This is a genomic window from Sphingobacterium alimentarium (assembly GCF_004342685.1).
GTDB lineage: Bacteria > Bacteroidota > Bacteroidia > Sphingobacteriales > Sphingobacteriaceae > Sphingobacterium > Sphingobacterium alimentarium.
In genome coordinates, this window is record NZ_SMBZ01000027.1 from 24,720 (window position 1) to 49,147 (window position 24,428).

General features: G+C 39.9%; 22 protein-coding genes, 1 tRNA gene and 2 pseudogenes. 18 read left to right on the plus strand and 7 right to left on the minus strand.

Translation table 11 applies throughout. From position 1 onward, the window contains the following. Positions 1-353: 353 nt before the first annotated feature. Entirely contained in the window at positions 354-1,313 is a 960-nt protein-coding gene (locus EDC17_RS10555; RefSeq protein ID WP_132778049.1) for a TolB family protein, read from the minus strand. Between the two features lie 510 nt (positions 1,314-1,823). On the opposite strand from EDC17_RS10555, the pseudogene EDC17_RS10560 reads away from it, so the two are divergent. Beyond that, a pseudogene (locus tag EDC17_RS10560) lies at positions 1,824-2,885 on the plus strand (DNA topoisomerase IB). Positions 2,886-3,154: 269 nt separating this feature from the next. Here EDC17_RS10560 and EDC17_RS10565 read toward each other — a convergent pair. Next, a complete protein-coding gene (locus tag EDC17_RS10565) occupies positions 3,155-3,436 on the minus strand; it encodes a transposase (RefSeq protein WP_132778050.1) in 282 nt (93 codons plus the stop codon). 31 nt (positions 3,437-3,467) lie between these two features. Between EDC17_RS10565 and EDC17_RS10570 the strand changes: the two genes are divergently transcribed. After that, a complete protein-coding gene (locus tag EDC17_RS10570) occupies positions 3,468-3,761 on the plus strand; it encodes a DUF3408 domain-containing protein (RefSeq protein WP_243646120.1) in 294 nt (97 codons plus the stop codon). An 11-nt stretch (positions 3,762-3,772) separates the two neighbouring features. Continuing rightward, the gene (locus EDC17_RS10575; RefSeq protein WP_207895743.1) at positions 3,773-3,925 is read left to right on the plus strand and encodes a DUF3408 domain-containing protein; all 153 of its coding nucleotides are present in this window, start codon (positions 3,773-3,775) and stop codon (positions 3,923-3,925) included. 56 nt (positions 3,926-3,981) lie between these two features. Here the strand turns inward: EDC17_RS10575 and EDC17_RS10580 are convergent. Together EDC17_RS10580 and prmC are read right to left on the minus strand one after the other, a co-directional pair. Further along, a tRNA-Lys gene (locus tag EDC17_RS10580) sits at positions 3,982-4,054 on the minus strand. A 168-nt stretch (positions 4,055-4,222) separates the two neighbouring features. Next, entirely contained in the window at positions 4,223-5,083 is an 861-nt protein-coding gene (gene prmC, locus EDC17_RS10585) for a peptide chain release factor N(5)-glutamine methyltransferase (protein WP_132778051.1), read from the minus strand. 67 nt (positions 5,084-5,150) lie between these two features. Here prmC and ribD point away from each other — a divergent pair, with 67 nt between their 5' ends. Together ribD and EDC17_RS10600 are read left to right on the plus strand one after the other, a co-directional pair. Next, entirely contained in the window at positions 5,151-6,206 is a 1,056-nt protein-coding gene (gene ribD / locus EDC17_RS10590) for a bifunctional diaminohydroxyphosphoribosylaminopyrimidine deaminase/5-amino-6-(5-phosphoribosylamino)uracil reductase RibD (RefSeq protein WP_132778052.1), read from the plus strand. Positions 6,207-6,277: 71 nt separating this feature from the next. Further along, a pseudogene (locus EDC17_RS10600) lies at positions 6,278-7,519 on the plus strand (DUF2851 family protein). Here EDC17_RS10600 and EDC17_RS10605 read toward each other — a convergent pair. Beyond that, entirely contained in the window at positions 7,516-8,169 is a 654-nt protein-coding gene (locus EDC17_RS10605) for an ankyrin repeat domain-containing protein (protein WP_132778055.1), read from the minus strand. The pseudogene EDC17_RS10600 and the gene EDC17_RS10605 overlap by 4 nt on opposite strands. A 345-nt stretch (positions 8,170-8,514) precedes the next feature. Between EDC17_RS10605 and EDC17_RS10610 the strand changes: the two genes are divergently transcribed. The 9 genes from EDC17_RS10610 to EDC17_RS10650 all read left to right on the plus strand — a co-directional run bounded on the left by EDC17_RS10610 (position 8,515) and on the right by EDC17_RS10650 (position 15,133). Further along, positions 8,515-9,087, plus strand: a complete 573-nt coding sequence (locus EDC17_RS10610; RefSeq protein ID WP_132778056.1) for a UbiX family flavin prenyltransferase — start codon at positions 8,515-8,517, stop codon at positions 9,085-9,087. A 191-nt stretch (positions 9,088-9,278) separates the two neighbouring features. Further along, complete coding sequence (locus EDC17_RS10615; RefSeq protein WP_132778057.1) at positions 9,279-10,547, plus strand: dihydroorotase; 1,269 nt, start codon at positions 9,279-9,281, stop codon at positions 10,545-10,547. A gap of 4 nt (positions 10,548-10,551) precedes the next feature. Further along, the gene (locus EDC17_RS10620; RefSeq protein ID WP_132778058.1) at positions 10,552-11,220 is read left to right on the plus strand and encodes a hypothetical protein; all 669 of its coding nucleotides are present in this window, start codon (positions 10,552-10,554) and stop codon (positions 11,218-11,220) included. Positions 11,221-11,223: 3 nt separating this feature from the next. Further along, complete coding sequence (locus tag EDC17_RS10625; RefSeq protein WP_132778059.1) at positions 11,224-11,826, plus strand: DUF4199 domain-containing protein; 603 nt, start codon at positions 11,224-11,226, stop codon at positions 11,824-11,826. Between the two features lie 29 nt (positions 11,827-11,855). Then, on the plus strand, positions 11,856-12,806 hold the full coding sequence (locus EDC17_RS10630; protein ID WP_132778060.1) for a glycosyltransferase family 2 protein: 951 nt from the start codon (positions 11,856-11,858) through the stop codon (positions 12,804-12,806). Positions 12,807-12,810: 4 nt separating this feature from the next. Then, a complete protein-coding gene (locus tag EDC17_RS10635) occupies positions 12,811-13,818 on the plus strand; it encodes a glycosyltransferase (RefSeq protein ID WP_132778061.1) in 1,008 nt (335 codons plus the stop codon). Between the two features lie 25 nt (positions 13,819-13,843). Continuing rightward, positions 13,844-14,116: a hypothetical protein gene (locus EDC17_RS10640; RefSeq protein WP_132778062.1), complete on the plus strand. Its 273-nt coding sequence runs from the start codon at positions 13,844-13,846 to the stop codon at positions 14,114-14,116. A 1-nt stretch (position 14,117) separates the two neighbouring features. Then, entirely contained in the window at positions 14,118-14,888 is a 771-nt protein-coding gene (locus EDC17_RS10645; protein WP_132778063.1) for an MBL fold metallo-hydrolase, read from the plus strand. 92 nt (positions 14,889-14,980) lie between these two features. Beyond that, a complete protein-coding gene (locus EDC17_RS10650; RefSeq protein WP_132778064.1) occupies positions 14,981-15,133 on the plus strand; it encodes a lmo0937 family membrane protein in 153 nt (50 codons plus the stop codon). A gap of 11 nt (positions 15,134-15,144) precedes the next feature. Here EDC17_RS10650 and EDC17_RS10655 read toward each other — a convergent pair whose 3' ends face one another. Further along, positions 15,145-15,834, minus strand: a complete 690-nt coding sequence (locus EDC17_RS10655; RefSeq protein WP_132778065.1) for an IspD/TarI family cytidylyltransferase — start codon at positions 15,832-15,834, stop codon at positions 15,145-15,147. Between the two features lie 76 nt (positions 15,835-15,910). After that, the gene (gene queA / locus EDC17_RS10660) at positions 15,911-16,960 is read right to left on the minus strand and encodes a tRNA preQ1(34) S-adenosylmethionine ribosyltransferase-isomerase QueA (RefSeq protein WP_132778066.1); all 1,050 of its coding nucleotides are present in this window, start codon (positions 16,958-16,960) and stop codon (positions 15,911-15,913) included. 259 nt (positions 16,961-17,219) lie between these two features. Between queA and EDC17_RS10665 the strand changes: the two genes are divergently transcribed. The 4 genes from EDC17_RS10665 to EDC17_RS10680 are packed head-to-tail and all read left to right on the plus strand — an operon-like array spanning position 17,220 to position 24,291. Next, entirely contained in the window at positions 17,220-19,670 is a 2,451-nt protein-coding gene (locus tag EDC17_RS10665) for a glycoside hydrolase family 31 protein (RefSeq protein WP_132778067.1), read from the plus strand. A gap of 3 nt (positions 19,671-19,673) precedes the next feature. After that, the gene (gene glgB / locus EDC17_RS10670) at positions 19,674-21,584 is read left to right on the plus strand and encodes a 1,4-alpha-glucan branching protein GlgB (RefSeq protein WP_132778068.1); all 1,911 of its coding nucleotides are present in this window, start codon (positions 19,674-19,676) and stop codon (positions 21,582-21,584) included. 15 nt (positions 21,585-21,599) lie between these two features. Further along, the gene (locus EDC17_RS10675) at positions 21,600-23,018 is read left to right on the plus strand and encodes a glycogen synthase (protein WP_132778069.1); all 1,419 of its coding nucleotides are present in this window, start codon (positions 21,600-21,602) and stop codon (positions 23,016-23,018) included. A gap of 1 nt (position 23,019) precedes the next feature. Further along, on the plus strand, positions 23,020-24,291 hold the full coding sequence (locus tag EDC17_RS10680; protein WP_132778070.1) for a glucose-1-phosphate adenylyltransferase: 1,272 nt from the start codon (positions 23,020-23,022) through the stop codon (positions 24,289-24,291). Positions 24,292-24,428: the final 137 nt, after the last annotated feature.

Here is a 24,428-nt window from a genome sequence, read left to right on the forward strand (position 1 = left end):
CTCATCCCGGCGCAAAACGAAAAAAGCCTCCCTTTTTGAGTGAAGCTTTCTTGTTTTGTGATCCCATTGGTACAGAATTCGAACCATTTATTAGAAGATTTAAGGCGATTAAACCAAGTTAAAGACATTTATTTCAGTATGATTTGGCAGACAATCAAGGTAAAGAACCTCAGGATCCAACTAGAATAAGGAAGTTAATACGATAACTTTACTATAATATTCCGTTTTCAAATGGCTCCTTTGACTTGAATTAAAGGAGTAATGGTTGTTCATCACTTACAAAACTCATGAACCGCCCATGATTTCATAAACAGGAACTCACATTGCATCATCATTAAAAGATTCCTGGAAAGTTATGGTCGCCAGTACGTTACTTCATTAGCTTTTACGATCTTTTTCTGGCCATTTGGAATAACAGGAATAACTTCAGGACTAGAGTTCAAATTATATTTTTTTCCATCGGCGGGGACAATCTTTAAGAACCAATGGCTATTACTGGATACCGGAGCATGAAAATAATCTGCACCGACTAATAAGTACTTATTATCGGGCGAAAACTCACCAAAAACTTCTGAACCATCGCTTTCTGTAACTTGAATAAGATTACTACCATCGATATCCATAATATAGATATGATCATTGATAACCATACTCACTTTTTTACCATCGTTGCTTACACGCAAATTACCCCAGTTTTCGTAATTCATTTCTTTTACAAGAGTCAGGTTGGTGAAGGGGGCTTTACCACGAAGAAGAAAACGACCGTCAAAACAAATCAAGATACTATTATCAGGTAACCAAACGGCTTTATCGTCTCGCGTCAATTGTTTATCATTGATATTATCAAGTCGGTACTTTACCGTTCCATCAGTATCTATAATTACAATTCCATTGTCGTGATCAGGATTAACCAATATTAATGAGTTGTCAAAAGATAGCTCCCCACGGTTATTAGTGTAATTACCAAACCGAGGAATATAATCAAATTCTTTAAGAACAACTTCGTCACTGACTCTTATAATCTTGAATCGATTCCGATCGTATACACCGGCTTCTCGTAAGGACATTAATCGAAGTGATCCATCGTGGCTAATATCCCAACCAGCAGTCGAACCGGCTTTATAAGAAAATAATGTAGATTCATTACTCGTACTCGCGTCTATCTTTTTAACCTCCGTAGTATACTGGTGTAAAATTGAACCGGTGAGCCTTTTACCCAAATTCCCCTGGGGTCCGTTATCATTTTTCGAACAGGACATCAAGGTAATAAAAGGAAGAATTAAAATTAGTAGAAAGGAAGAAGACGCTTTCATAGGCGAGTATTTAATTATTATCTGTAAATCGTTATCTTGTACCTAAAAGGATGCACGAGGCAACCAATGTAATAAAAAATGTTATAGCAAATATAATGCCAATTTGGCAACAAAGAAATACGTGTTAATCACAATTAACACACTTACTGTCCTATTACCTTTTGCTTTACAACTTATTAACGGATTAAACATTCCGCTCCAGTACACTGCCTTTGTTGTTGCCCATACATGCGAATTGCCATTTCAGAAAAGGACAAAAGTTGTTGGGATGTATAGACTTGGTTATGAAGAAATTATCGGCTAAACTAGCACAAAGTGGAACATGAAATACCTTGTATCTAAAAGCAAGTGATGCTTTGGTTGAACTTGCAGGCACATATCACTGTTGAGAATAAAGGAAATGTACCCGCTTACAAGATCTGATCTCGAACGTTCTTTTGCTGTTACGCCCCGGCAATAAAAAATGTACATGAACTATTTTTGCGACATTTTGTTGTGCTATAAATAAGTATGATAAGTACCAGCGAAGTAATCAACGATAGTCATTTAGTCTTTGTAAGCCCCCAAAAAGGAGGGATTTATCGCAAAGGTTCACCTGGAAAGTTTAGATACGAAGACAGTAAGGGCAATCGCATAACCGATGAATCCACACTGGAACGTATCCAGAAACTGGTATTGCCTCCAGCTTGGAAAGATGTATGGATTTCTCCCAGAAAAAATGGCTATTTACAAGCAGTTGGTATTGATGTAGCCGGTAGAAAACAATACCGTTATCATTCGGATTGGGTAAAAAGACGCGCTAATGAAAAATACTTTAAGCTGTTAGAGTTTGGCAAAGCGTTGCCCAATTTGAGAAAACAAGTTGAAAAGGATTTGCGAAGAAGAGATCTAGATGAAAGAAAAGTGCTCGCTATTTGCGTTAAAGTGTTGCAAGAAACGTTAATCAGAATTGGAAATCCAGCTTATGAAAAAAACTATAATAGCTATGGGCTTAGTACATTAAAGGACAAACATTTTAAAGAAAAAGATGAAGCTGCCTGCTTATGCTTTGTAGGAAAAAAAGGTGTAAAACAAGAAGTAAGACTAACAGATAAACGCCTAACCAAACTCGTTAAAAAATGAAAGGAAATCCCAGGTCAGGAATTGTTTCAGTTCTACGCTAGTGGAAACGAAAGAAGAACTGTAGAATCTGGAATGATTAACAAATACATTCAGGAAATTACCAGCGACGATTTCACGGCAAAAGATTTTAGAACCTGGGGCGGAACTTTAGAGACTATGCGCCAATTAGCTATCTGCACAAGAGACAATCCAGGAATGTCGGCAAAGAAATTAGTTGCTGAAGCCCTTGATTGTGTGGCCGCTAAATTGGGGAATACAAGAGCGGTTTGTAAAAGTGCCTACGTTTGTCCAATATTACTGGAAGCTTTTGAAACGGGCGATCTCCAGCGTTATTTAAAACGACTTGCTCTTTCAGAGAAGGACGAGAAGAAAGCTTTGAGAAATGATGAGGCAGTGTTAATTCAATTCTTAAAAGCAGTGAAAAGAAAAAGAAATAAAATAACCTGCTGACCTTTACGATTATCATATAAAATACTGTCTTCTGGTAGCCAGCGATCAGGTAATCAGACTGAATGCAGTATTCACGGATCATATCGCTTGACCGTAATCCCATCCAGAATCTGAAATAGTAGGATACGACTGAAGGCTGAGTTTTCTTGTCCCAGTTACTTTTAGGCTTCGATAACCATTTGTAAAAGCCACTGCTACTTGCGTTTATCACTTTGTACATCTTTCAACTGAAAGGAGATCCATATACTTCTTTATGAACTCGTATTTCCTCAGTCGCCCTTGGAAAAGATGGCAACCGCCTTTTTTAGGATAATATTTTCTAGCTCAGCATCCTTTAATCTCTTTTTTAATGTTCTGATCTCTTGTTCCTCTGGGCCTAGTTTCGGATTAAAGGGCAATACGGCTCCGCCATTAAATCTTGGATCCATACGCCATTTACTTAATCTACTGGCATCTAAATCCAGTTCTTTAGTAGCTTCTGCTACTGATCCCTTTAAATAGGATAATTCTACCGCCATTTTCTTAAATGACTCATCAAATATTCTTGCCATGTCTTAACAAATTTAATTCTATTTTTCAAATCTGTCTCCACTCAAAGGTAGCAACTCCACCAAAGAACGTACCCGACAAAAGAGGGCTTCCGATACGGACTATGGCGAGCGTTTCCTCAATAGCCACACCATGATACGACGCGGCGATAAGAGCATCTATATCCGGCAGGAATACCACGAACGGCTTTCCCGTATCGTGCAGGTTATCGGCGAGGATAAAATACCTCTGTACGCTTATTTGGACAATATTCTCGAACGTCATTTTGAACAGTTCGAGAAAGCCATCACCGATGATGTCAACAATAAGTTTAAACCCATTTTATAAAATATTCGATTATGAACAAAACACAGCAAAAACAACCGGAAAAGTTACTTCGCAAAGCGCATTATAAATCGGCATTTTTAAGACCGACAGGGGTCGTGGCAAGGTGCGGAAAATCGGTCTACATAAGTCCCGATTTCCATAAGAAATTATCAGAATACCAGTAAATTACAGGGTAAAAAAAATGGGACAAGTCTATCATTTTTAGACTTGTCCCAAGACGTGATCCCGCTGGGATTCGAACCCAGGACCCATACATTAAAAGTGTATTGCTCTACCAGCTGAGCTACGGAATCCTAATTCTTTCGAATTATCCTTCGTTGTTTGAAGTGATGCAAAGGTAGGTTTTTTCATTTAAACTGCAAATAATTCTGTGATAAATATCCGCTGTTTTTTGTAATTCGCTCGTGCAAAGAGATTTATTTTTTGTTCTTAATCATATTTCTAGCCCTCTTAAAGGGCGATTATCCTCTTTTGGCCCGAATCATACGGTCTGCACCGTTGATGTCTTTCAGTATATCCACAGTTTTAAAACCTTTTTTGCGAATAAGGTCGGCAGTTTCGTTGCCCAAATATTGATTGATTTCAAAATATAAGGTTCCATCTTGGGACAAATGATGCAAAGCGAAGTCGCTTATATAGTCGTAAAAAAGAAGTGGAGCCGCATCTTCAACAAAGAGTGCTGTATGCGGCTCATGATTCAACACATTGGCGTGCATCTGCTGCATTTCAGCTTGCGTGATGTATGGCGGATTGCTGACTATAACATCAAAATTTTGCTTTTTGGAAAAAAGAAATTCCCACTCCAGAATGTCGGCAGTGATAAAATTTACTGCTGTCTGCAGCTGCTGATTGTTTTTTTTTGCAACCGCAATAGCAGGAGCGGAGATGTCTACAGCCCATACCTCACTATCGGCAAGAAGTTTATTCAGGGTGATAGGAATACAGCCACTGCCTGTTCCGATATCGATTATTCTAGGAGCCACGTGTTGCTTGTAGTCTTGTAGAATGAGATGTACCAGTTCCTCGGTTTCGGAGCGGGGAATAAGCGTATGTTCATTGACTACAAATTTATGACCATAGAAATCTGCCATGCCTAATACATGCTGAATCGGTCTGCCTGTGCTCAGCGCGGTCAGGATGTCTTCGAGTTGATCTTTATAGGCTTGCGCATCATCATTTTTGATCAAAAGATATTGAGAAGGCTTAATGCCGGCAAGTTCAGAAAGGACTAATAGGAATAAAGCCTTGATTTCCTCCGGTGGATACAAGGATGCTAACCTATCTTGATATTGTGATTCGAGATCTTTCCACGTAATTGACATAATACAAACTTACAATATTATCAGAGTCCTTTCTTTTTAAATATGACAAAATGCATAAGTTTGTACTATGCAAGCAGATGAAGTATATATCCGTAGATGTCTAGAATTGGCTGCCCTTGGTGCAGGTTCCGTAAGTCCCAACCCCATGGTGGGTGCCGTTATTGTGCAGGCGGATAAAATCATTGGTGAAGGCTATACATCACCCTACGGCGGTCCACATGCGGAGGTGAATGCTGTGCAGCATGCTATTCACTTATGGGGTAAAGAAAAGGCGGAGGAGCTGTTCAAAACCGCTACGATATATGTATCGCTGGAGCCATGTGCGCATTTTGGTAAAACACCACCTTGTGCCGATTTATTGATCTCTTGTCAATTCCAAAAAGTAGTGGTCGGCTGTCTGGATCCCTTTGCAAAAGTAAATGGGTTGGGGGTTCAAAAATTGCGGGAAGCAGGGATAGGAGTGGTTGTGGGCGTGAGTGAACAAGCCTGCCAATGGATGAACAGACGATTTTTTACCCGAATTGCAAAGCATAGACCTTATGTTATCTTGAAGTGGGCAGAGACGATGGATGGTTATTTTGCGCCAAAAGATAGCATGCAAAAATGGATTTCGAATGCTGCCAGTAAGCAACTGGTGCACAAATGGCGTGCAGAAGAAGATGCGATTCTGGTAGGAGCGCACACTGCAATAGTGGATAATCCTTCGCTGACTACGCGTTATTGGACGGGCAAATCGCCCAAAAAGGTACTTATTGATAAGAATTTAAGTGTTCCTCTTGATGCACAGATGTTTCTGACGGAAGCAGAAGACTTAATTGTTTTCAATGCGGAAAAAACCGATTGGAAAGGACACCTCAAATATATTCAGCTCGAAAACTTTGATTTATATCTACCCCAAAATATTCTTTATCAGCTTTATCTGATGGACATACAGTCAATTATTATTGAAGGAGGAGTCAAGACACTTAATCACTTTATTCAGGCAGGACTGTGGGACGAAGCGCGCGTGATTGTGGGCAATTCCAATTGGAATGAGGGATTGAAGGCCCCAAATTTGGATAAAATACCGCAAGAAGAAATGGCTGTAGGGGATGATAAGCTAAAAATATATTTTAATAATTAATTTTATATCGTTATTTTAATAAAATGAAGTTCTCCGAGAAATTGCTTCATTTTATATAGCGATATAAACTTATTGACCAATCCAAATTAATTACTTCCGAAGGTACGATGCTGCGTATTCTTAATTTTGGGAAGTATAATGAAAATGCTGGGCCTGATTTTGAATTTGCCAAAATAGAACTCGGTCAGCAGACTTGGATCGGCAATATAGAAATTCACTGGTCTTCTTCGGAATGGTATCAGCATAAGCATCAGCTTGATGCCCGTTACAATACAACCATCCTGCATTTTGTGTGGCATCATACCGATACCCAACCTACCTATCGCAAAGATGGAACGATCATCCCCACGCTAGAATTACAGCACTTTGTCCATCCGGCGCTCCTAACAAAATATCAATATTTGATGGAACAAGAGGCATGGCTCCCGTGCGAAAAACAATTGCCATTTATCGATCCCTTTCAAAAAATCAATTGGTTGGACAGAATTATCGTAGAACGGCTCGAGTAGAAAATTAAATTAGTTCAAGACTGGTTACAGCAAACAAATTATGATTGGGAAAAGGTACAATTGATTGCGATTGGCAGATCATTCGGAATGAAAGTGAATGCGGAAGCATTCGAAAAATTATTATTTCTCATGCCGCTGTCCATATTGCATAAATATGCTGATGATCCCCATAAGCTCGAATCCGTACTGTTTGGAATAGGTGGCTTTCTGGAATTATCCACCAAAAAGGTCGATAACTATTATGCCGACCTGCAAAAAGAATTTCGTTACCTGAAGCAATTGCATCAATTGCCCGTATTGGACGTACACGAATGGAAATATATGCGGATGCGTCCTTATAATTTTCCGACCCATCGTTTGGCGCAGTTTGTCGGCTTAATAGCTAAACGGTTGCAATGGTTTGAATTTGTCAAGCAAGCATCGCTGGATGAAGTAGTGTCTGATTTGGAAAATATTGCAGCTTCTTCTTATTGGTCTACTCATTTTCATTTCCGGCAGCCCTCCAAACTCCATAGTACCAAGCTGACAAAAGAATTTATCCAGCATATTTTGCTCAATGCATACGTACCCTTACTATTTACGTATGGTGATTATATTGGCCAAGCTGCCATGAAAAATAAAGCTTTGGAATGGCTCCAGCAGTTACCCGCCGAAAAAAATAATATAATGAAACGGTATGCCCACAGGGGGTATGAGGCTACCTCGGCAAGTGAGTCACAAGCTTTGTTGCATCTGTATAAAAATTACTGCTCCAGAAAGAAATGCTTGGACTGTGCAATAGGCTACCGAATTCTCAGCGGTTAGTTTATCTTTAATATTTCTGCAATTTCGCGGAATCCTTTTTCCGCAGCCAGCGACGCCGCGGATTCTCCAGTATCCGTGAGCACTGTGATGTCGGCTCCTTGTTCCAATAATATAATAATCAGATCTATGTTGCCGTGTTGTGCAGCGATATGAATAGGGCGAATACCGCCATTTTGGTGTACGTTGACTTCTGCACCTGCTTCGATCAACATCTTGCTGATATTTCCATTGTTGTTGCTGAGCGCAGTGTGCAATGGGTATACATGATAACCATTGCGTGAAGGCGTATTGGGGTCCGCTTTATTCGTCAAGAGTAGGCGAACTATATCTTCTTTATTGAAATGGGTAGCAATACCGAGTGGTGTAAAACCATTTGAGGACCATTCTTCTACAATATCGGGCTTGTGATCTATCATCATTTCCAGGTGTTGTAACAATCCTACAGCGCAGGCTTCATGCACGGTGATGCTTGTGGTGTACTTGAGGATGACCTGTACGATTTGGGGTTTGTTGTAATAGCAGGCCAAGAGCAAAGGCGATACATCGTGGCTGGTTTTACTCTTGAGGAGAGAAGCATCTTGATTTAATAAATGTTCTAAATCCCTAAAGTTGCCGGTTTCGATATATTGTTCAAGTACATTTATGTGCATAATCGTGTGGTTTTACAATTCGAATTAAGCAAAAATATTATAAAAAGCACTTTGTCCAAGCCAAATAAATAAAAAAAGGATTTTTTTAGAAAATATATTTCGCTGAAAACCTTGCCGATCCCTGCGTTTTAATCCAAAGGATTTGAATGATTCTGTTATTTACAAACATAATGTAGTGCTATAATTACAAATTTATTTAAACAACGCACAGATTAATAGTTTCCCCTTGTGGTTAATATTACTCTTATTACTTTTGTTATGCCCTCCCCAGGGGCATGTTTTTCATAGGTAGATGTAGGGGTCGAATATTTCTTATTCGACCCTTTTTTATTTAGCTTTGTTTTTATGGAAAAAAGGAAGATTATCGTGGCTATTACCGGTGCCTCCGGATCGATATATGCAAAGTTGCTTTTGGATAAATTAGCACAAATCGGCGATGCGCAAATTTCGGATGTAGGAATCGTAATGTCGGACAACGCGAAAGATGTGTGGCGGTTTGAATTGGGAAATGATTCGTATAAGGATTATGATTTTACTTTCTATTCCAAAAATGATTTCATGGCGCCCTTTGCTTCGGGATCAGCCCAATATGATAGTATGGTCGTATGTCCCTGCTCTATGGGTACGTTAGCGCGTATTGCTACAGGAACATCTTCGGATCTCACCACGCGAGCGGCTGATGTGGTGCTGAAAGAACGCCGAAAACTTATCCTTGTCACACGAGAAACGCCACTAAGCCTTATCCATATCAATAATATGGCTACAGTTACCCAGGTAGGAGGAATTATTTGCCCAGCTTCACCTTCCTTTTACAGCGTGCCGACCTGCATCGAAGAGGTAGCTGCTACAGTAGTAGATAGGGTGTTGTCCCTGCTGGACCTGAAAATTGATACGTATCGTTGGGGTGAGAAAATATAGTAGGCAAACAAAAAAAGCTTCAAATCTCAATTCAATTTTACGTACATTTGTCTTTTGATGAATAAACACAGAAATATCGTCTATTTATGCAGATTTCCCCTAGTCAGCTTGCTTGATTTTTCTATTTCTTATTCATGGTTACCTAGACTTTTAACAAATCAAATTCCTATTTATTTCAAGAATTAATACTCATGAGTACATTTCTAATTACTTCTGCCAAATTGATTTTGCCCAATCATAAGTTTAACGGACAGCATGTCGATATCTTAATTAAAGATGGTCTCATCGCTGATATAGGTAATAAGATAACTACGAAAGACAAGAATATACAAATCATTGATGCAGCAGATGCAGTAGTAAGTGCAGGATTTTTTGATTTGAACGCGAATATCGGAGAACCAGGCTACGAAACGAAAGAAGATGTACGCTCGGGTACAGCGGCAGCGGCAGCTGGCGGTTTTACCGGCATATCCGTACATCCAAATACCAATCCCGCTATACAAAGCCGATCGGAAGTGTCGCTATTGGTCAATGCGGCAAAAGGAAACTTGGTGGATGTATACCCGATAGGAGCAATCTCCAAGAAAAGAGAAGGCAACGAGTTGGCGGAGCTTTACGATATGAAAATCAATGGAGCTATAGCTTTCAGCGATGGAAATAGAAGTGTACAGCAAGCAGGACTTATGGGAAGAGCATTGTTGTATTCCAAAGGTTTTGACGGTCTTATCATCTCCTTTGCGCAGGATGAATCGATAGCTGGCGGCAACCAAATGAATGAAGGTATCGTAAGTACATATCTGGGTATGAAAGGTATTCCTAATCTTGCAGAGTCATTGATGATTTCTAGAGATTTGTACCTGGCCGAATACAATGAAGCGCCTATACATTTTACGACGATCTCCACGGCAGAATCTGTTGATTTGATCAAAAAAGCAAAAGCCAAAGGACTAAAAGTAACCTGTGATGTGGCTGCGCATAATCTGGTGTATACCGACGAAGAAGTAGCAGGTTTTGATTCCAACTACAAAGTAAGCCCACCATTACGTACTAAAAATGACGTAAAGGCTTTATTGAAAGGCTTGAAAGATGGTGTAATCGATGCAGTAGTGTCTCAGCATACACCGCAGGAGGTCGAATTCAAAAATGTAGAATTCCATATTGCCAAGAACGGAATTACAGGTTTACAGACTACATTGCCATTACTTATCAAAGCGGGCTTGTCTGATGAACAAATTGTTGATAAATTAGTAGTGGGTTCTCGTCAAGTGGTTGACGTGAAAGTCCCTACCTTTGACATCGGCGAACAAGCAAATCTTGTCCTTTTCGATAGAAAAGAAACGTGGACATTTGATGAGAAATCTAATAAATCCAAAGGAAGAAATAATCCGCTATTCGGTACAGTATTAGTAGGAAAAGTTAAATTGGTTGCGAACAATAACCAATTGTATATAAATAATTAATAGTATGGATAATAAAGTAAAAAATGCGTTAGAAGGTGGAATTTCTTCTTATGCATCTCTCGAAAATATTGACGCTGCCGAATTTCAGGCAGCCTTGTTTAAATCTTTTGCTCTTGATGCACCTTTTATGGATAAGGTGGCAGCCATGGATGCTGTTTTTGACGATTTCCAAGCCTTTGATGAATTACGCGAGGTGGCTTTTGATTTGTTGATGATCAACTTCTTCGCAGAAGATGTTCAAAAATTGGAAGAAGATTATTTGGAGTCGGAAGAATGGGAACAAATCGAAGAGGATACCTTGGACAGAGGTACAGAATTGTTAAATATATTCTTGTACCTGAAAGAGTGTGAAGATGATAAAATCGAAGCCACTTTGGATGATTACTTGAAAGAATTCTTGCTGGTAGAGGAAGATGAATTCCAAGATGAATACCGTATCTACGAAAAGGTAATCGCCAATCAGATTCTTGCGGAATCGGATTACTCCGAAATAGCAAAAGTGTCTACATCAGTAACACCAATGGATGAATTGTATGAGCTATTCTATCCATTAGTATCCTTTTTCTACGAGTCGAAGCCTTCTACTGCACAATATGGGGAATTTACTTCTCATGCAGGGAACAAGTCTTACGAGACAGCGCTTTATCACGTAATCGTTAACTTCAATAAATAAGATATGGCTGAAGCCAATTTTTCGGAGGCAGGCTTTAATGCCTCGTACAATAAGAAAGAAAGCATCAAGTATGGTGTTATTTTAGGTGTAATATCATTCTTATTGGGTATAGTCGTGCTTTATGTGAGCAAGCATGTGGAATCTTTCTGGATGCTTACCTCTATGTCTTTCGGTATTAATACCGTGTTGTATATGCTGATCGCGTTAGCTTTTGCTTATACTTTGCGTAAGCAAAACGGCGGCTTTTGGAATTTCTCCATCGCTGTAAAAAGTACATTCTTAATGTTGCTTATATCTACCGTTTTGGCTACTGTGAGCACCATGGTTTTTGTGAATGTCATTAATCCTGCCTTGCAAGAGGAAGTGTTGCGCAACACAATCAATATTACCATCGAACAACTAGAAAATAGTGGTGCACCTGATGACGTTATCGATTCTCGTGTGGCAACATTGGAAGAGCAAATGGCCACATTGGGACAGATCACTGTAAAAACTATATTCAGAAGTTTAATGATTTCGATTTTGATACAGTTTATCTTCTCGCTGATATTAGCGGCGTTGACGCGCAATGAGAAATTGATACAAAGACCTACGACCCTTAATTAATACACATACAATTAGCTCAATATATAAAAATGGATATATCTGTAGTAATACCATTATATAATGAAGAAGAGTCTCTGCCTGAGCTGACGGATTGGATTCGTCGCGTCATGCTTGCGAATAACTTTTCGTACGAAATCATCTTAGTGGATGATGGCAGTAAAGACAATTCCTGGAAGACAATCATGGATTTAAAAAAAAATCATGAGCAAATTTCGGGTATAAAATTCAGAAGAAATTATGGTAAATCTGCAGCCCTCAATGTGGGCTTTGCAGCGACTCAAGGAGAAGTTGTCATCACTATGGATGCCGATCTTCAAGATAGTCCGGATGAAATCCCTGAATTGTATGACCGTATAATGAATCAAGGTGCTGACCTGGTGTCAGGATGGAAGCAAAAGCGATACGATCCATTGACCAAGACTATCCCTACCAAATTGTTTAATTCGGTAACGCGAAGTGTCTCGGGAATAGATAATCTGCATGACTTCAACTGCGGACTGAAAGCTTACCGCAAGGATGTGGTAAAAAGTATAGAGGTCTATGGCGAAATGCACCGTTATATCCCTGTGATAGCCAAGTGGGCAGGCTTTAGTCATATTCAAGAGCAGGTCGTACAGCATTATCCACGCAAATATGGTACAACTAAGTTTGGTCCGGGGCGCTTTGTGAAAGGCTTTTTGGACTTAATGTCTATATTTTTCGTAGGTAAATTTGGAAAGAGACCTATGCACTTCTTTGGTCCTGTGGGCGTAGTGAGCTTTCTGATCGGTTTTTTCATTACCATATATTTGATAGCAGAAAAATTGATGAGCATAGCTAATGGTACAGCTTACCGTAATGTAACTGACCAGCCTTTGTTCTATTTATCCTTGTTGGCTATTATGATCGGTACACAGCTGTTTCTTACGGGCTTTATTGCCGAATTGCTTTCCCGCAATAGTTCTGAACGAAATAAATACCATATTGAACGCGTCATCTAATAGTATGTTCTTCTCGATAATAATTCCGTTATACAATAGACCCGATGAATTGAGAGAATTGTTGACTTCTTTAGTCAGCCAGACCTATCAATCTTTTGAGGTCATTATTGTAGAGGATGGGTCGAGTAGGCCAGGTGATCTCATTGCGCAGCATTTTAGCAAGAATCTTGATGTCAAATATTTCAAAAAAGAAAATGAAGGACAGGGGTTCGCGCGCAATTATGGATTTGCACGCTCATCAGGTGACTATTTCATTGTTTTTGATTCGGATATTCTCGTGCCGCCCAATTATTTGGAGCAGGTAAATGCAGCGATAACGCTTCATGGTTGGGATGCTTTTGGAGGTCCGGATGCAGCACACGCCTCATTCACTACGATTCAAAAAGCGATTAGTTATTCGATGACTAGCCCTTTTACGACAGGAGGGATACGTGGCAACAAGAAGCATGTGGGGCAATTTCATCCACGCAGTTTTAATATGGGACTTTCCCGCGCGGTATGGGAATCGACAGGAGGCTATAAGTTGTCTAGACGGTCCGAAGATATTGAGTTTAGTATACGTATGATAAATTCGGGATATAAGGTAGGACTTATCCCAGAAGCTTTCGTGTATCATAAACGCCGCACGAGCTTTCCTCAATTTTATAAGCAGACCAAAGGATTCGGAAAAGGTAGAGTGGATATATCCTTATTATATCCGAAAGAGTTGAAATTAGTACACACTCTTCCTTCGATTTTTACATTGGGAGTTATCGTGCTACTGGTGCTCAACATTATCAATTCTTTCATATTCAACGATATACTGTTGCTTAAATACATGGTGTACCTGGGGAATATTTTCTTGCTAGCATACACTGTATTGTTGTTTTTGCATGCATTGGTGGTGACCAAACATATTCTTGTTGCGGTATATGGTGTAGTAGCTGCCTTTACCCAATTATTTGCTTACGGTACAGGTTTTATGAAAAATTATGTCGATCGTATTTGGTTGAAAAAGAATACATCGATGTAAGGCTTTAATCGTAAAATTTAAGATAGTGGTATCGATTACACAGTATAATTTAGACAAAATAGAAAATCTATTATTAGATTTGGGTTACAAAGTACGGTATGAGAAAGGTAATTTCAGAACCGGTGCTTGTGTGATTCAGCATACAAAAGTAATTGTGGTCAACAAATTCTCTAATCTGGAAATTAAGATTAATTCCCTGATTCAGCTTTTGCGCGAATTTGATGTGTCGAAAGAAGACCTGAATGACGACAAGCAATGGACATTTTATAAATCACTTATTAAAAAGGAAGAAGGGTAGTTTGAAAGTTCGATTTTTAGGAACGGGTACTTCCCAAGGTGTACCTGTCATCGCGTGCGAATGTGCTGTATGTACCTCCTCAGATGTGCATGATAACCGCCTACGTTCCTCTATTTTGATCGAACTGGATATTGGGAAAAATATAGTGATTGATACAGGGCCGGATTTTCGGTACCAAATGTTGCGTGAGAAAGTCCGTCATCTGGACGCAATTCTAATGACCCATGCACACAAAGATCATATTGCTGGATTGGACGATGTCCGGGCTTTCAATTATCAGCAGCAAAGCTCAATATCCATATATGCAAACAACTTTACGCTGGAGGCTCTGCAGCGTGAATTTTATTACGCTTTTTCTGCGGTGAAATATCCGGGGGTTCCTCAGCTCGAATTAGTGGAAATTACCGCTTCGGATGATTTCCAACTTTATGACCACACGATCGAACCTTTGGAAGTGATGCATTACAAAATGCCCGTTTTAGGCTTTCGTATCGGTAAATTTGCCTACATCACTGACGCCAAAACGGTATCCGAGCAATCGCGCGATATTTTAAATGGTGTGGAAGTGCTGGTGGTGAATGCATTGCAGGAAGAACCACATATCTCGCATTTTACACTCGAGGAAGCTTTAGCATTTATTGCTGATATCAATCCGCAGTCAGCTTATCTCACGCATATTAGCCATCGCTTTGGTACACACGAATATATACAATCAAAATTACCTCCCCATGTATATGCTGCGTACGACACGCTGTGCATAGAAATAAAATAATTTATCGTTAATCAAACTTTTCTTAATCCTGCTTGTTATTACTTTAAACAAAAGTATTTAACACACTAAGTTCAATTATAAATTTTAGGAATATGGGAAATCTACTTTATTTGATCGCAGTAATATTAGTTATTATATGGGCGATTAGTTTTTTAGGAGGCTATGCAACAGGTGGTATCATTCACATCTTGTTAGTAATTGCAGTCATTGTTGTATTATTAAGAGTTATACGGGGTAATGCTTAGCGCATAATACATCACGTATTCAAATACAACTTGGCTATTTCAAAGTCTACTGCGAAAGTTAGTTTTATATTTTTATAGCTGCTTTCAACGAGATGGATGAAATAGCCATTTTTTTCTACTACCGATGCGTCATCCGTAAAGGTAGGCAATTCAGACTGTTGGTAGGCCTCTAAAAGCACTTGTGCCGGAAAGGTCTGTGGGGTTTGTATTTGCCATACCGTTGAACGGTCACATGAGGTATTGTCTGAGATCGTACCTATGCGTATTGAATTCGTGGATTGGTGTGCGAGGACATTACATTTCCCTTGTTGCGCCATAGCAAATGACTTTTCTATCAAAGTTTGATCTACCAAAGGCCGAGCGGCATCATGCACGGCAATAATTCCGTGTTCGTTGTAAAAAAAATCCGGAAATCTTTGTTCCAAATAATTAATGGCGTTTCGCACACTTTGGAAACGTGTTTTTCCGCCGATGATGAGGTCGTGCGGAATGTTGAAGTCATATTGTATACAGAGGCTTTGCCAATAATCTACCATATCGGCATGTAGAGCGATAATAATCTTATCTACATGATGCTCGAAAGCGCTAATGGTATGCATAAGGACAGGTAAGTCCTTCAACAGCATATATTGTTTGGGTATATCTGCATTCAATCGGGAACCTGTGCCACCAGCAGCAATTATAACAACTCGACTCAACATGTTTTTTCGCTATAAAATTAAAAAGCGTGATTGAAAATCAATCACGCTCAAAAATATTGAAATATTTCTTAAATTCTTAAATAATCAACATTGCATCTCCGTAGCTGTAGAATTTGTATTTTTCTTTTACAGCTTCTTCGTATGCATTCATTACATTTTCATAACCCGCGAATGCCGCTATCATTACCAATAGGGTAGACTCTGGCGTGTGGAAGTTTGTAATCATCGAGTTTGCAATGCTGAAATCATATGGAGGGTAAATAAATTTACTTGTCCAGTCTGAAGCAGGCTTCAAGCGTCTGTCTGCGGATACCGATGATTCAATGGCACGCATTGAAGTAGTACCTACCGCACATACACGTCTTTTGTTTTCAATGGCTTTATTTACCGTTCTGGCAGCTTCATCAGTAATGATGAATTGCTCTGAATCCATCTTATGTTTTGTTAAGTCTTCTACTTCTACTGTACGGAAAGTTCCTAAGCCCACGTGAAGGGTGATTTCAGCGAAATCAATACCTTTTAACTCAAGGCGCTTCATCAATTCACGAGAGAAATGCAGACCAGCAGTAGGCGCAGCTACAGCACCTTCGTTTTTAGCATAGATAGTTTGGTAGCGGAATTTATCTTCAGGTGTTGCCTTACGTTTTATATATTTAGGAAGAGGAGTTTCACCTAGAATTTCAATGTTACGACGGAATTCTTCATCCGTACCATCGAATAAGAAACGAATGGTACGACCTCTGGAAGTCGTGTTGTCTACTACCTCAGCTACTAACAAATCATCATCACCAAAATATAATTTGTTACCGACACGGATTTTGCGCGCTGGATCTACCAACACATCCCACAAACGCAATTCTTTATTTAATTCACGCAACAAGAAAACCTCGATAGTCGCTCCAGTTTTTTCTTTATTACCGTACATACGAGCAGGAAACACTTTCGTGTTGTTCAAGATCATAACATCCTTGTCGTCAAAATAATCTAAGACATCTTTGAAAATCTTATGCTCAATTTTTCCAGTATCCTTATGAAGTACCATTAAGCGTGCTTCATCGCGGTGTTCTGAAGGTTCGTTTGCAAGTAAAGATTCGGGTAAGTTGAATTTAAATTGTGATAATTTCATTTGTTATCTATTTATGTTTTAATTGCCAGCTTACAGGGCAGGCTAAAAAGCATACAAAGTTACTCTTTTTAATGTATATATTCTATTTCAAACTAATTATTATGACGTAATTGTAGCAATTTTCGTGCCTCCCGTCGTTGATATAAACCCTGGTCAAGACAAGTGAAAAAAAAATCTGAATTAATTGAAAGGTTATGAAAAATAATTGTAATTTAAAAAGCAGTAAACTTATCCAGCATAAACTTATCACTGTTAAATTATGGCAGAAACCAAAAAAGAAGGAATAGCTTCCGAACTCATTACTGAAGAGACACTAGAAAATATTCAGCACGTCAACAATCCAGTGTTGGACTTGCCCTCTATAGAAAAAACCTATTTAAAAACTGTAAAAAGCTTTCATCGTGAAGGAAATACATTTTTCTTTTCGGACAGCAAAGCCTGTATAGAAGTCAAGGTCGTGACGGATGACATTATCCGTGTACGTCTTGCGCCCATTGGCGTATTTTTGGACGACTTTTCATATGCTATCGTAGAGCAGGAACATCATCCGATAAGCTACGATTTGTCGGAAGATGAAGAGAACTACCATGTCAGTACGAATAATGTGCGCTGCACGATTCGCAAGCAAGACTTTTTAGTTTCGTTTTCGGATACAAATGGCAAGCTCATGAATTCGGATTATGCACCAATGCACTGGGAAGAAAATGTGGATTTTGGTGGCTATTATGTATACTGTACGAAGACAGCCTTTGAAGATGAAGTATTTTTTGGCTGTGGTGACAAAGCTTCGCACCTCAACCTTCGTGGTCGTCGAATTGTAAACTGGAATTCCGATACTTATTCGTATGCGTTCAATCAGGAACCGCTCTATAAGACTATTCCTTTTTATCTAGGTGTGACCGGGGGAGATGCCTATGGAATCTTTTTCGATAATACCTTCAAGACGTATTTTGATTTTGCAGCAGAGCACAATGATCAAACGAGTTTTTGGTCGGAAGGCGGCGAATTGCAATATTATTATATTCACGGTCCTCAATTGGTGGATGTGGTGAAAAGATATCACCAGATTACGGGTACGCATGACCTACCTCCGCTGTGGGCAATAGGTTATCACCAATGCCGATGGAGTTATTTTCCAGAGGCGAATGTCCGCTATATAGCGGATCAATTCCGAAAACGCGAGATTCCATGTGATGCCATATATTTAGACATCGATTATATGGATGGGTATCGCTGCTTTACGTGGAATAAAAAATATTTTCCGGACCCTAAAAAAATGATTTCAGATCTAGCGGCACACGGGTTTAAGACGGTGGTCATGATTGATCCGGGAATTAAGGTGGATGAAAATTATTGGGTATTCAAAGAAGGGCAAGACAATAAGTATTTCTGTCGAAGAGGAGATGACTATTTTATGGAAGGCTTTGTTTGGCCTGGCCGATGCCAGTTCCCAGATTATACCAACCCTAAAGTTCGTGACTGGTGGGGTGGACTTTATAAAGGCTTAGTAGAAGATGGTGTTGCCGGATTCTGGAATGATATGAACGAGCCTGCAATATTTGGTAAAGGGACTTTCCCTAATGATGTACGCCATTATTATGAAGGATACAGAGGTTCTCACCGTAAAGCGCATAATATCTACGGGATGCAGATGGTGCGTGCTACATATGAAGGATTAAAAAAATTATATAAGAATAAACGACCTTTCACACTGACGCGAGCGGCCTATTCAGGTACGCAACGCTACTCTTCGGTTTGGACAGGTGATAACATAGCTACGTGGGAACATCTGCGTATAGGAACATTGCAACTTCAGCGCTTGGCGGTATCGGGATTATCCTTTTGTGGTACGGATATCGGTGGTTTCACGGGCAATCCAGATGGCGAATTATACACGCGCTGGATGCAATTTGGCGTGTTTTCACCATTCATGCGTGTGCACTCCGCGGGAGATACCGTAGACAGAGAGCCATGGAGTTTTGGCCCCGATTGGGAAGCTATCTGTAAGAAGTTTATCGAATTGCGTTACAAATTGTTGCCGTATATCTATACGACTTTTTGGCAACAACACAAGTATGGTCTTCCTATTCTTCGTCCTATAGCGCTGATCGAGCAGCATGTATACAAGAATTTATTACGTGAGGAAGAGTTTGGTTTTGGTGATAAAATCATTGTTTCTCCGGTATTGAATCCTGGACAGACCTCTAAAATGGTTTACTTGCCTGAAGGAAATTGGTACTACTACTTTAATAATGCGTTATATATTGGTTCTCAAGAAGTGGAAATTGCAACTCCTCAAGATGAGATGCCGATTTTCGTAAAAGCGGGAACGGTGATGGCCGAATATCCTGTGATGCAGTATACCGACGAAAAAAAGATCGATGCATTGAAATTATTGCTGTACTATGATGAAGGCGAGAACCATAGCTATGGTTATACCGATCACGGCGATACCTTTGCCTATGAGCAGAATATATATTTAGAAAAACATTTTATTCAGGAGAGTACAAAAGAGCATGTTCAGTTGTTACAGCAACGTGAAGGCTTATTTACTGAGCGTTATGACGACTACAAAATCTACCTCATAGGCTTCCCATTTGAGCCAACTAGCATTAAGGTAGATGGCTTGACCCACGACCTGAAGGTTGACGAAAATGGCCAACAGTATATTCAAGTAGACAATGACTTTAAAAAACTTAAAATAGAATAATTTATGAGCAAACCTGTTGAAGTTTTTTCATTATTTACGGACTTTGATATCAGTCTGTTCCGAAGCGGGAAGCATTATCGCTTGTATGAGAAGTTTGGTTCTCAGACTGTATTCCTTAATGGTCGTCAAGGCGTCTATTTTGCAGTTTGGGCACCCAATGCAAAGAAAGTATCCGTGGTAGGTAACTTTAATGGGTGGAATCCGCATAGTCACGAATTATTCGTGCGGTGGGACGAAAGTGGTATTTGGGAAGGTGTCATCTTTAATATCGGGATTGGCGAACTGTATAAATACAGTATCGAAACTCATCAAGGGGATATCCTTGAAAAGTCAGACCCTTTCGCCTTGGTCATGGAAGTGCCTCCCAAGACAGCCTCCATGGTATCCACTACGTGGTATCAATGGAAGGACGAGAAATGGATGCGCAATCGTAACGAGCACAATCGTCTCGACCGACCTATTGCGGTCTATGAATTGCATCTGGGTTCATGGATTCGTGATCCGCATGAGTCGGAGAGATTGTTGACATATAGAGAAATAGCAGAAAAGCTGGTGCCGTATGTAAAATCCATGGGATTCACGCATGTGGAGTTGATGCCTATTATGGAGCATCCGTATTATCCATCTTGGGGCTACCAGATTACAGGATATTTTGCCGCCACATCACGCTATGGTACGCCGCAAGAGCTGATGTACCTCATAGAGCAGCTACACAAACAGGATATAGGGGTAATTTTGGATTGGGTACCTTCACATTTCCCGGGCGACGCGCATGGACTTTATCGATTTGATGGTTCTGCGCTATATGAGCATGAGGATATGCGCAAAGGTTTTCATCCCGATTGGAAATCCTATATTTTTAATTATGGACGCAATGAGGTTCGTTCGTTTTTGATAAGCAATGCCTTGTTTTGGCTGGACCGTTATCATATAGACGGACTGCGTGTCGATGCGGTAGCTTCCATGTTGTATTTAGATTACTCCCGAAATGCGGGAGAATGGGAGCCCAACGAATTTGGGGGACGGGAGAATCTGGAAGCCGTACATTTTATAAAAGAATTTAACGAAGCGGTATACGTAAATTACCCAGATGTGCAGACCATAGCTGAAGAGTCAACGTCATGGCCGGGAGTATGCAAGCCGACCTATGACAATGGACTAGGCTTTGGGATGAAATGGATGATGGGCTGGATGCATGATACCTTGAATTATTTCAAAGAAGATCCTATAAATAGACAGTATCATCACGATAAGTTGACCTTTTCATCAGTGTATGCTTTTCACGAACATTTTATGTTGCCACTGTCTCATGACGAAGTGGTGTACGGAAAGCATTCCCTGATTAATAAGATGGCGGGTGACGAATGGCAGAAATTTGCCAATCTGCGCGCGCTGTATCTGTACATGTATACGTTTTCGGGCACCAAATTGATGTTCATGGGCGGTGAGTTTGGTCAGCTGGGGGAGTGGAATGTCAATCAATCCTTAGACTGGCATTTGATAAGTGAAGCACCGCATAAAGGACTGATGAGCTATGTGAAGGGACTCAATACCCTTTATAAAAATGAGCCTGCCCTTTATGAAAAGGCATTTAGCGCAGAAGGATTTGAGTGGTTAGAAATGGGGGATACCCAACAAAGTATCTTCGCTTATATCCGGAAGGGGCATGATAAACATAATGATGTGGTGGTGGTGATAAATATGACTCCGGTGGTGCGGGAGCATTACCGATTGGGAGTGCCATCCTCCGGGAATTGGGAAGTTATCTTTAATTCGGACGAATTGAATTACTATGGCTCGGGGGTAAGCGTCGGGAATATCAAATCGGAGGCAAAGCATTGGATGAATAAGGATAATTCAATCACCCTTACGCTACCGCCATTAGGAGGGCTTGTACTCAAATTAACGACTTAAAATTTTGAATATAATATGAAGGTAATACATTTAAGTGTAGAATGTTATCCTATTGCAAAGGTAGGCGGACTGGCTGATGTAATCGGCGCTTTGCCTAAGTATCAACGCAAATTGGGTGTAGATGCCCAGGTAGTGATGCCTTGGTACGACAAACCGAGCCTGCAGCAATTTGATTTGGAGAAGGTAGCCGAAGGAGTATTTTTGCAAGGGTCTCAATCTCTCACTTATACCGTGTACGCCATTGCCGAACAGCACTTAGGTTTTCCAATATATTTAATTAAAGTTCCAGGTTTATTAGACCGTAATGAGGTATACGGATATGCTGATGAGGGTGAGCAATGGATAGCTTTCCAGCATGCTTTTTTAAATTGGATATTGACGGATAATATACGTCCCGATGTGATTAACTGTCACGATCACCACGTCGGCTTAATCCCATTTTTGCTTCAATACGGTAATGATTTTCGCGAACTTTCCTACATCAAGACCTTATTCACGATTCATAATGGGCAATATCAAGGCTGGATGAATTGGAATAAGGGAATTCTATTACCTGGTTTTGATACCTGGAAATGGGGTCTCCTTGACTGGAGCGGGGTGATTAATCCATTTTCTTCCGCGATACGTTGTTGTGATGCCTTTTCTACAGTTTCCGAAGGCTATTTGGAGGAGCTTTCTCAAGAATGTAAAGGTCTTGAACAATTATTCATTGATGAATCAAGTAGAGGTTTTGGCATTGTAAATGGAATTGATTGGGATGTGTGGGACCCATCTTCGGATCCACTTATTCCTTATCATTATAGTAACATTACGGTCAAAACTGGAAAGCGCAAGAATAAGGAGGCTTTTTGCAAAAAAGCTAATCTTCCTAGTGATTCTTTACTACTGACTTATATTGGACGATTTGCTGAAGAGAAGGGTGCTGATATTTTGTCTGAAGTAATCCGCAATTTTTATTCGAAGAATGAAAAAAAATTAATTATATTTATTTTAGGCTCAGGGAATGAACAGATTCAGCAAGATCTGGAATTACTGTGCCAATCTTATCCAAATCGAGTATCAGCTTTTTTTGGGTACAATGAAACACTAGCTCACGAAGCATATGCAGCATCGGACTTAATTTTAATGCCATCGAGGGTAGAACCTTGTGGCCTAAACCAACTCTATGCGCTAAAGTATGGCACTATCCCGGTGGTACGGGGAATAGGAGGTCTTAAAGATACGGTTATAGATATTTCTGAACCAAAAGGCTATGGATTTGTTTTTAAAGAATTCGAGGTTGATAAAATTGTAGAGACAATCGAGCGTGCTATAGAGTTCAGTTTGGACGAAAAGAAATGGGCAAGTATAGTGAAGCAATCCATGGCATTGGATTATTCATGGGACAAGTCTGCAAAGAAATATATAGAATTATATAACCAGTTACTTAAATAATATGACACATAAAGTTGTATCCATCGTGCTAGGTGGTGGTCGAGGTACTCGACTTTATCCACTGACAGACCAAAGATCAAAGCCTGCTGTTCCTATAGCAGGTAAATATAGATTGGTCGACATCCCTATCTCCAACTGTTTGAATTCGGGATATAACAAAATATTTGTCCTCACGCAATACAATTCGGCATCCCTCAACAAGCATATCAAGAATACCTATAATTTTAGTGTATTCAGCAAGGGGTTTGTGGACATACTTGCTGCCGAGCAGACGAATGAAGGCGATCGATGGTTTGAAGGAACGGCAGATGCTGTTCGCCGCACCCAAAAGAACTTAGCCAACGTGGATTACGATTATGTGCTTATTCTTTCTGGAGATCAACTTTATCAAATGGACTATGAAGCTATGGTGAATTTTCATGTCAATAATGGCGGTGAAATTACTATAGGTACGATTCCTGTGACTGCCAAAGAAGCTCATGCCTTTGGTATCTTGAAATCTAATGAAAACAATGAGATTGTCTCTTTTGTAGAGAAGCCTTCCGACGATCTACTTCCTGATTGGACTTCCGAAGTGCCGGAAAATTTAGCGAGACAGGGACGCAACTATTTGGCTTCCATGGGTATTTATGTGTTTTCAAAAGGTGTTTTAGCGCAACTATTACGCGATAATCCTGGTATGGATTTCGGTAAGGAAATCATTCCCGAAGCTATTGAAAACAACAAAGTATTAAGTTATCCATTTGATAGTTATTGGACAGATATTGGTACGATACCTTCTTTTTTTGAAGCCAATATCAGCTTAACAGATAATATTCCTTTATTTAATCTGTTTGGCGACCCTGTATTCACACGTCCGCGTATGCTTCCGCCGTCCAAAGTTTCGGGAACTACGCTTAACAGTGCTATTTTGGCGGATGGATGTATCATCCTTAGTGACAAGATAGAGCAGTCTGTCATCGGTATTCGTTCACGCATAGGCCGCGGTACAGTCATCAAAAGAACTTATATGATGGGTTCGGATTATTATGAAGACTTGAGCGAAGTAGTAGAAAAGACATCTTCCCAACAGCCACCACCGATCGGGGTAGGCGAAAGATGCTATATTGAGAATGCGATCTTAGATAAAAACTGCCGTATCGGCAACGATGTTCGGATAATAGGAGGTAAGCATCTTCTTGACCAAGATTTCGAACATTATACCATAGTAGAAGGGATAGTGGTGGTTAAAAAGAATGCGATCATTCCAAATGGTACGACCATTGGTCATTAATCAAAAAGAAAAGAGGCTGTATCATAAATAAGTGGTACAGTCTTTTTTATGTTATATTTCCTCTTATTTTTATTGATATAATCATTTGATTTTCATATATTTAAGTATTAAAAATCGATGATTATGTCTCGGAAATT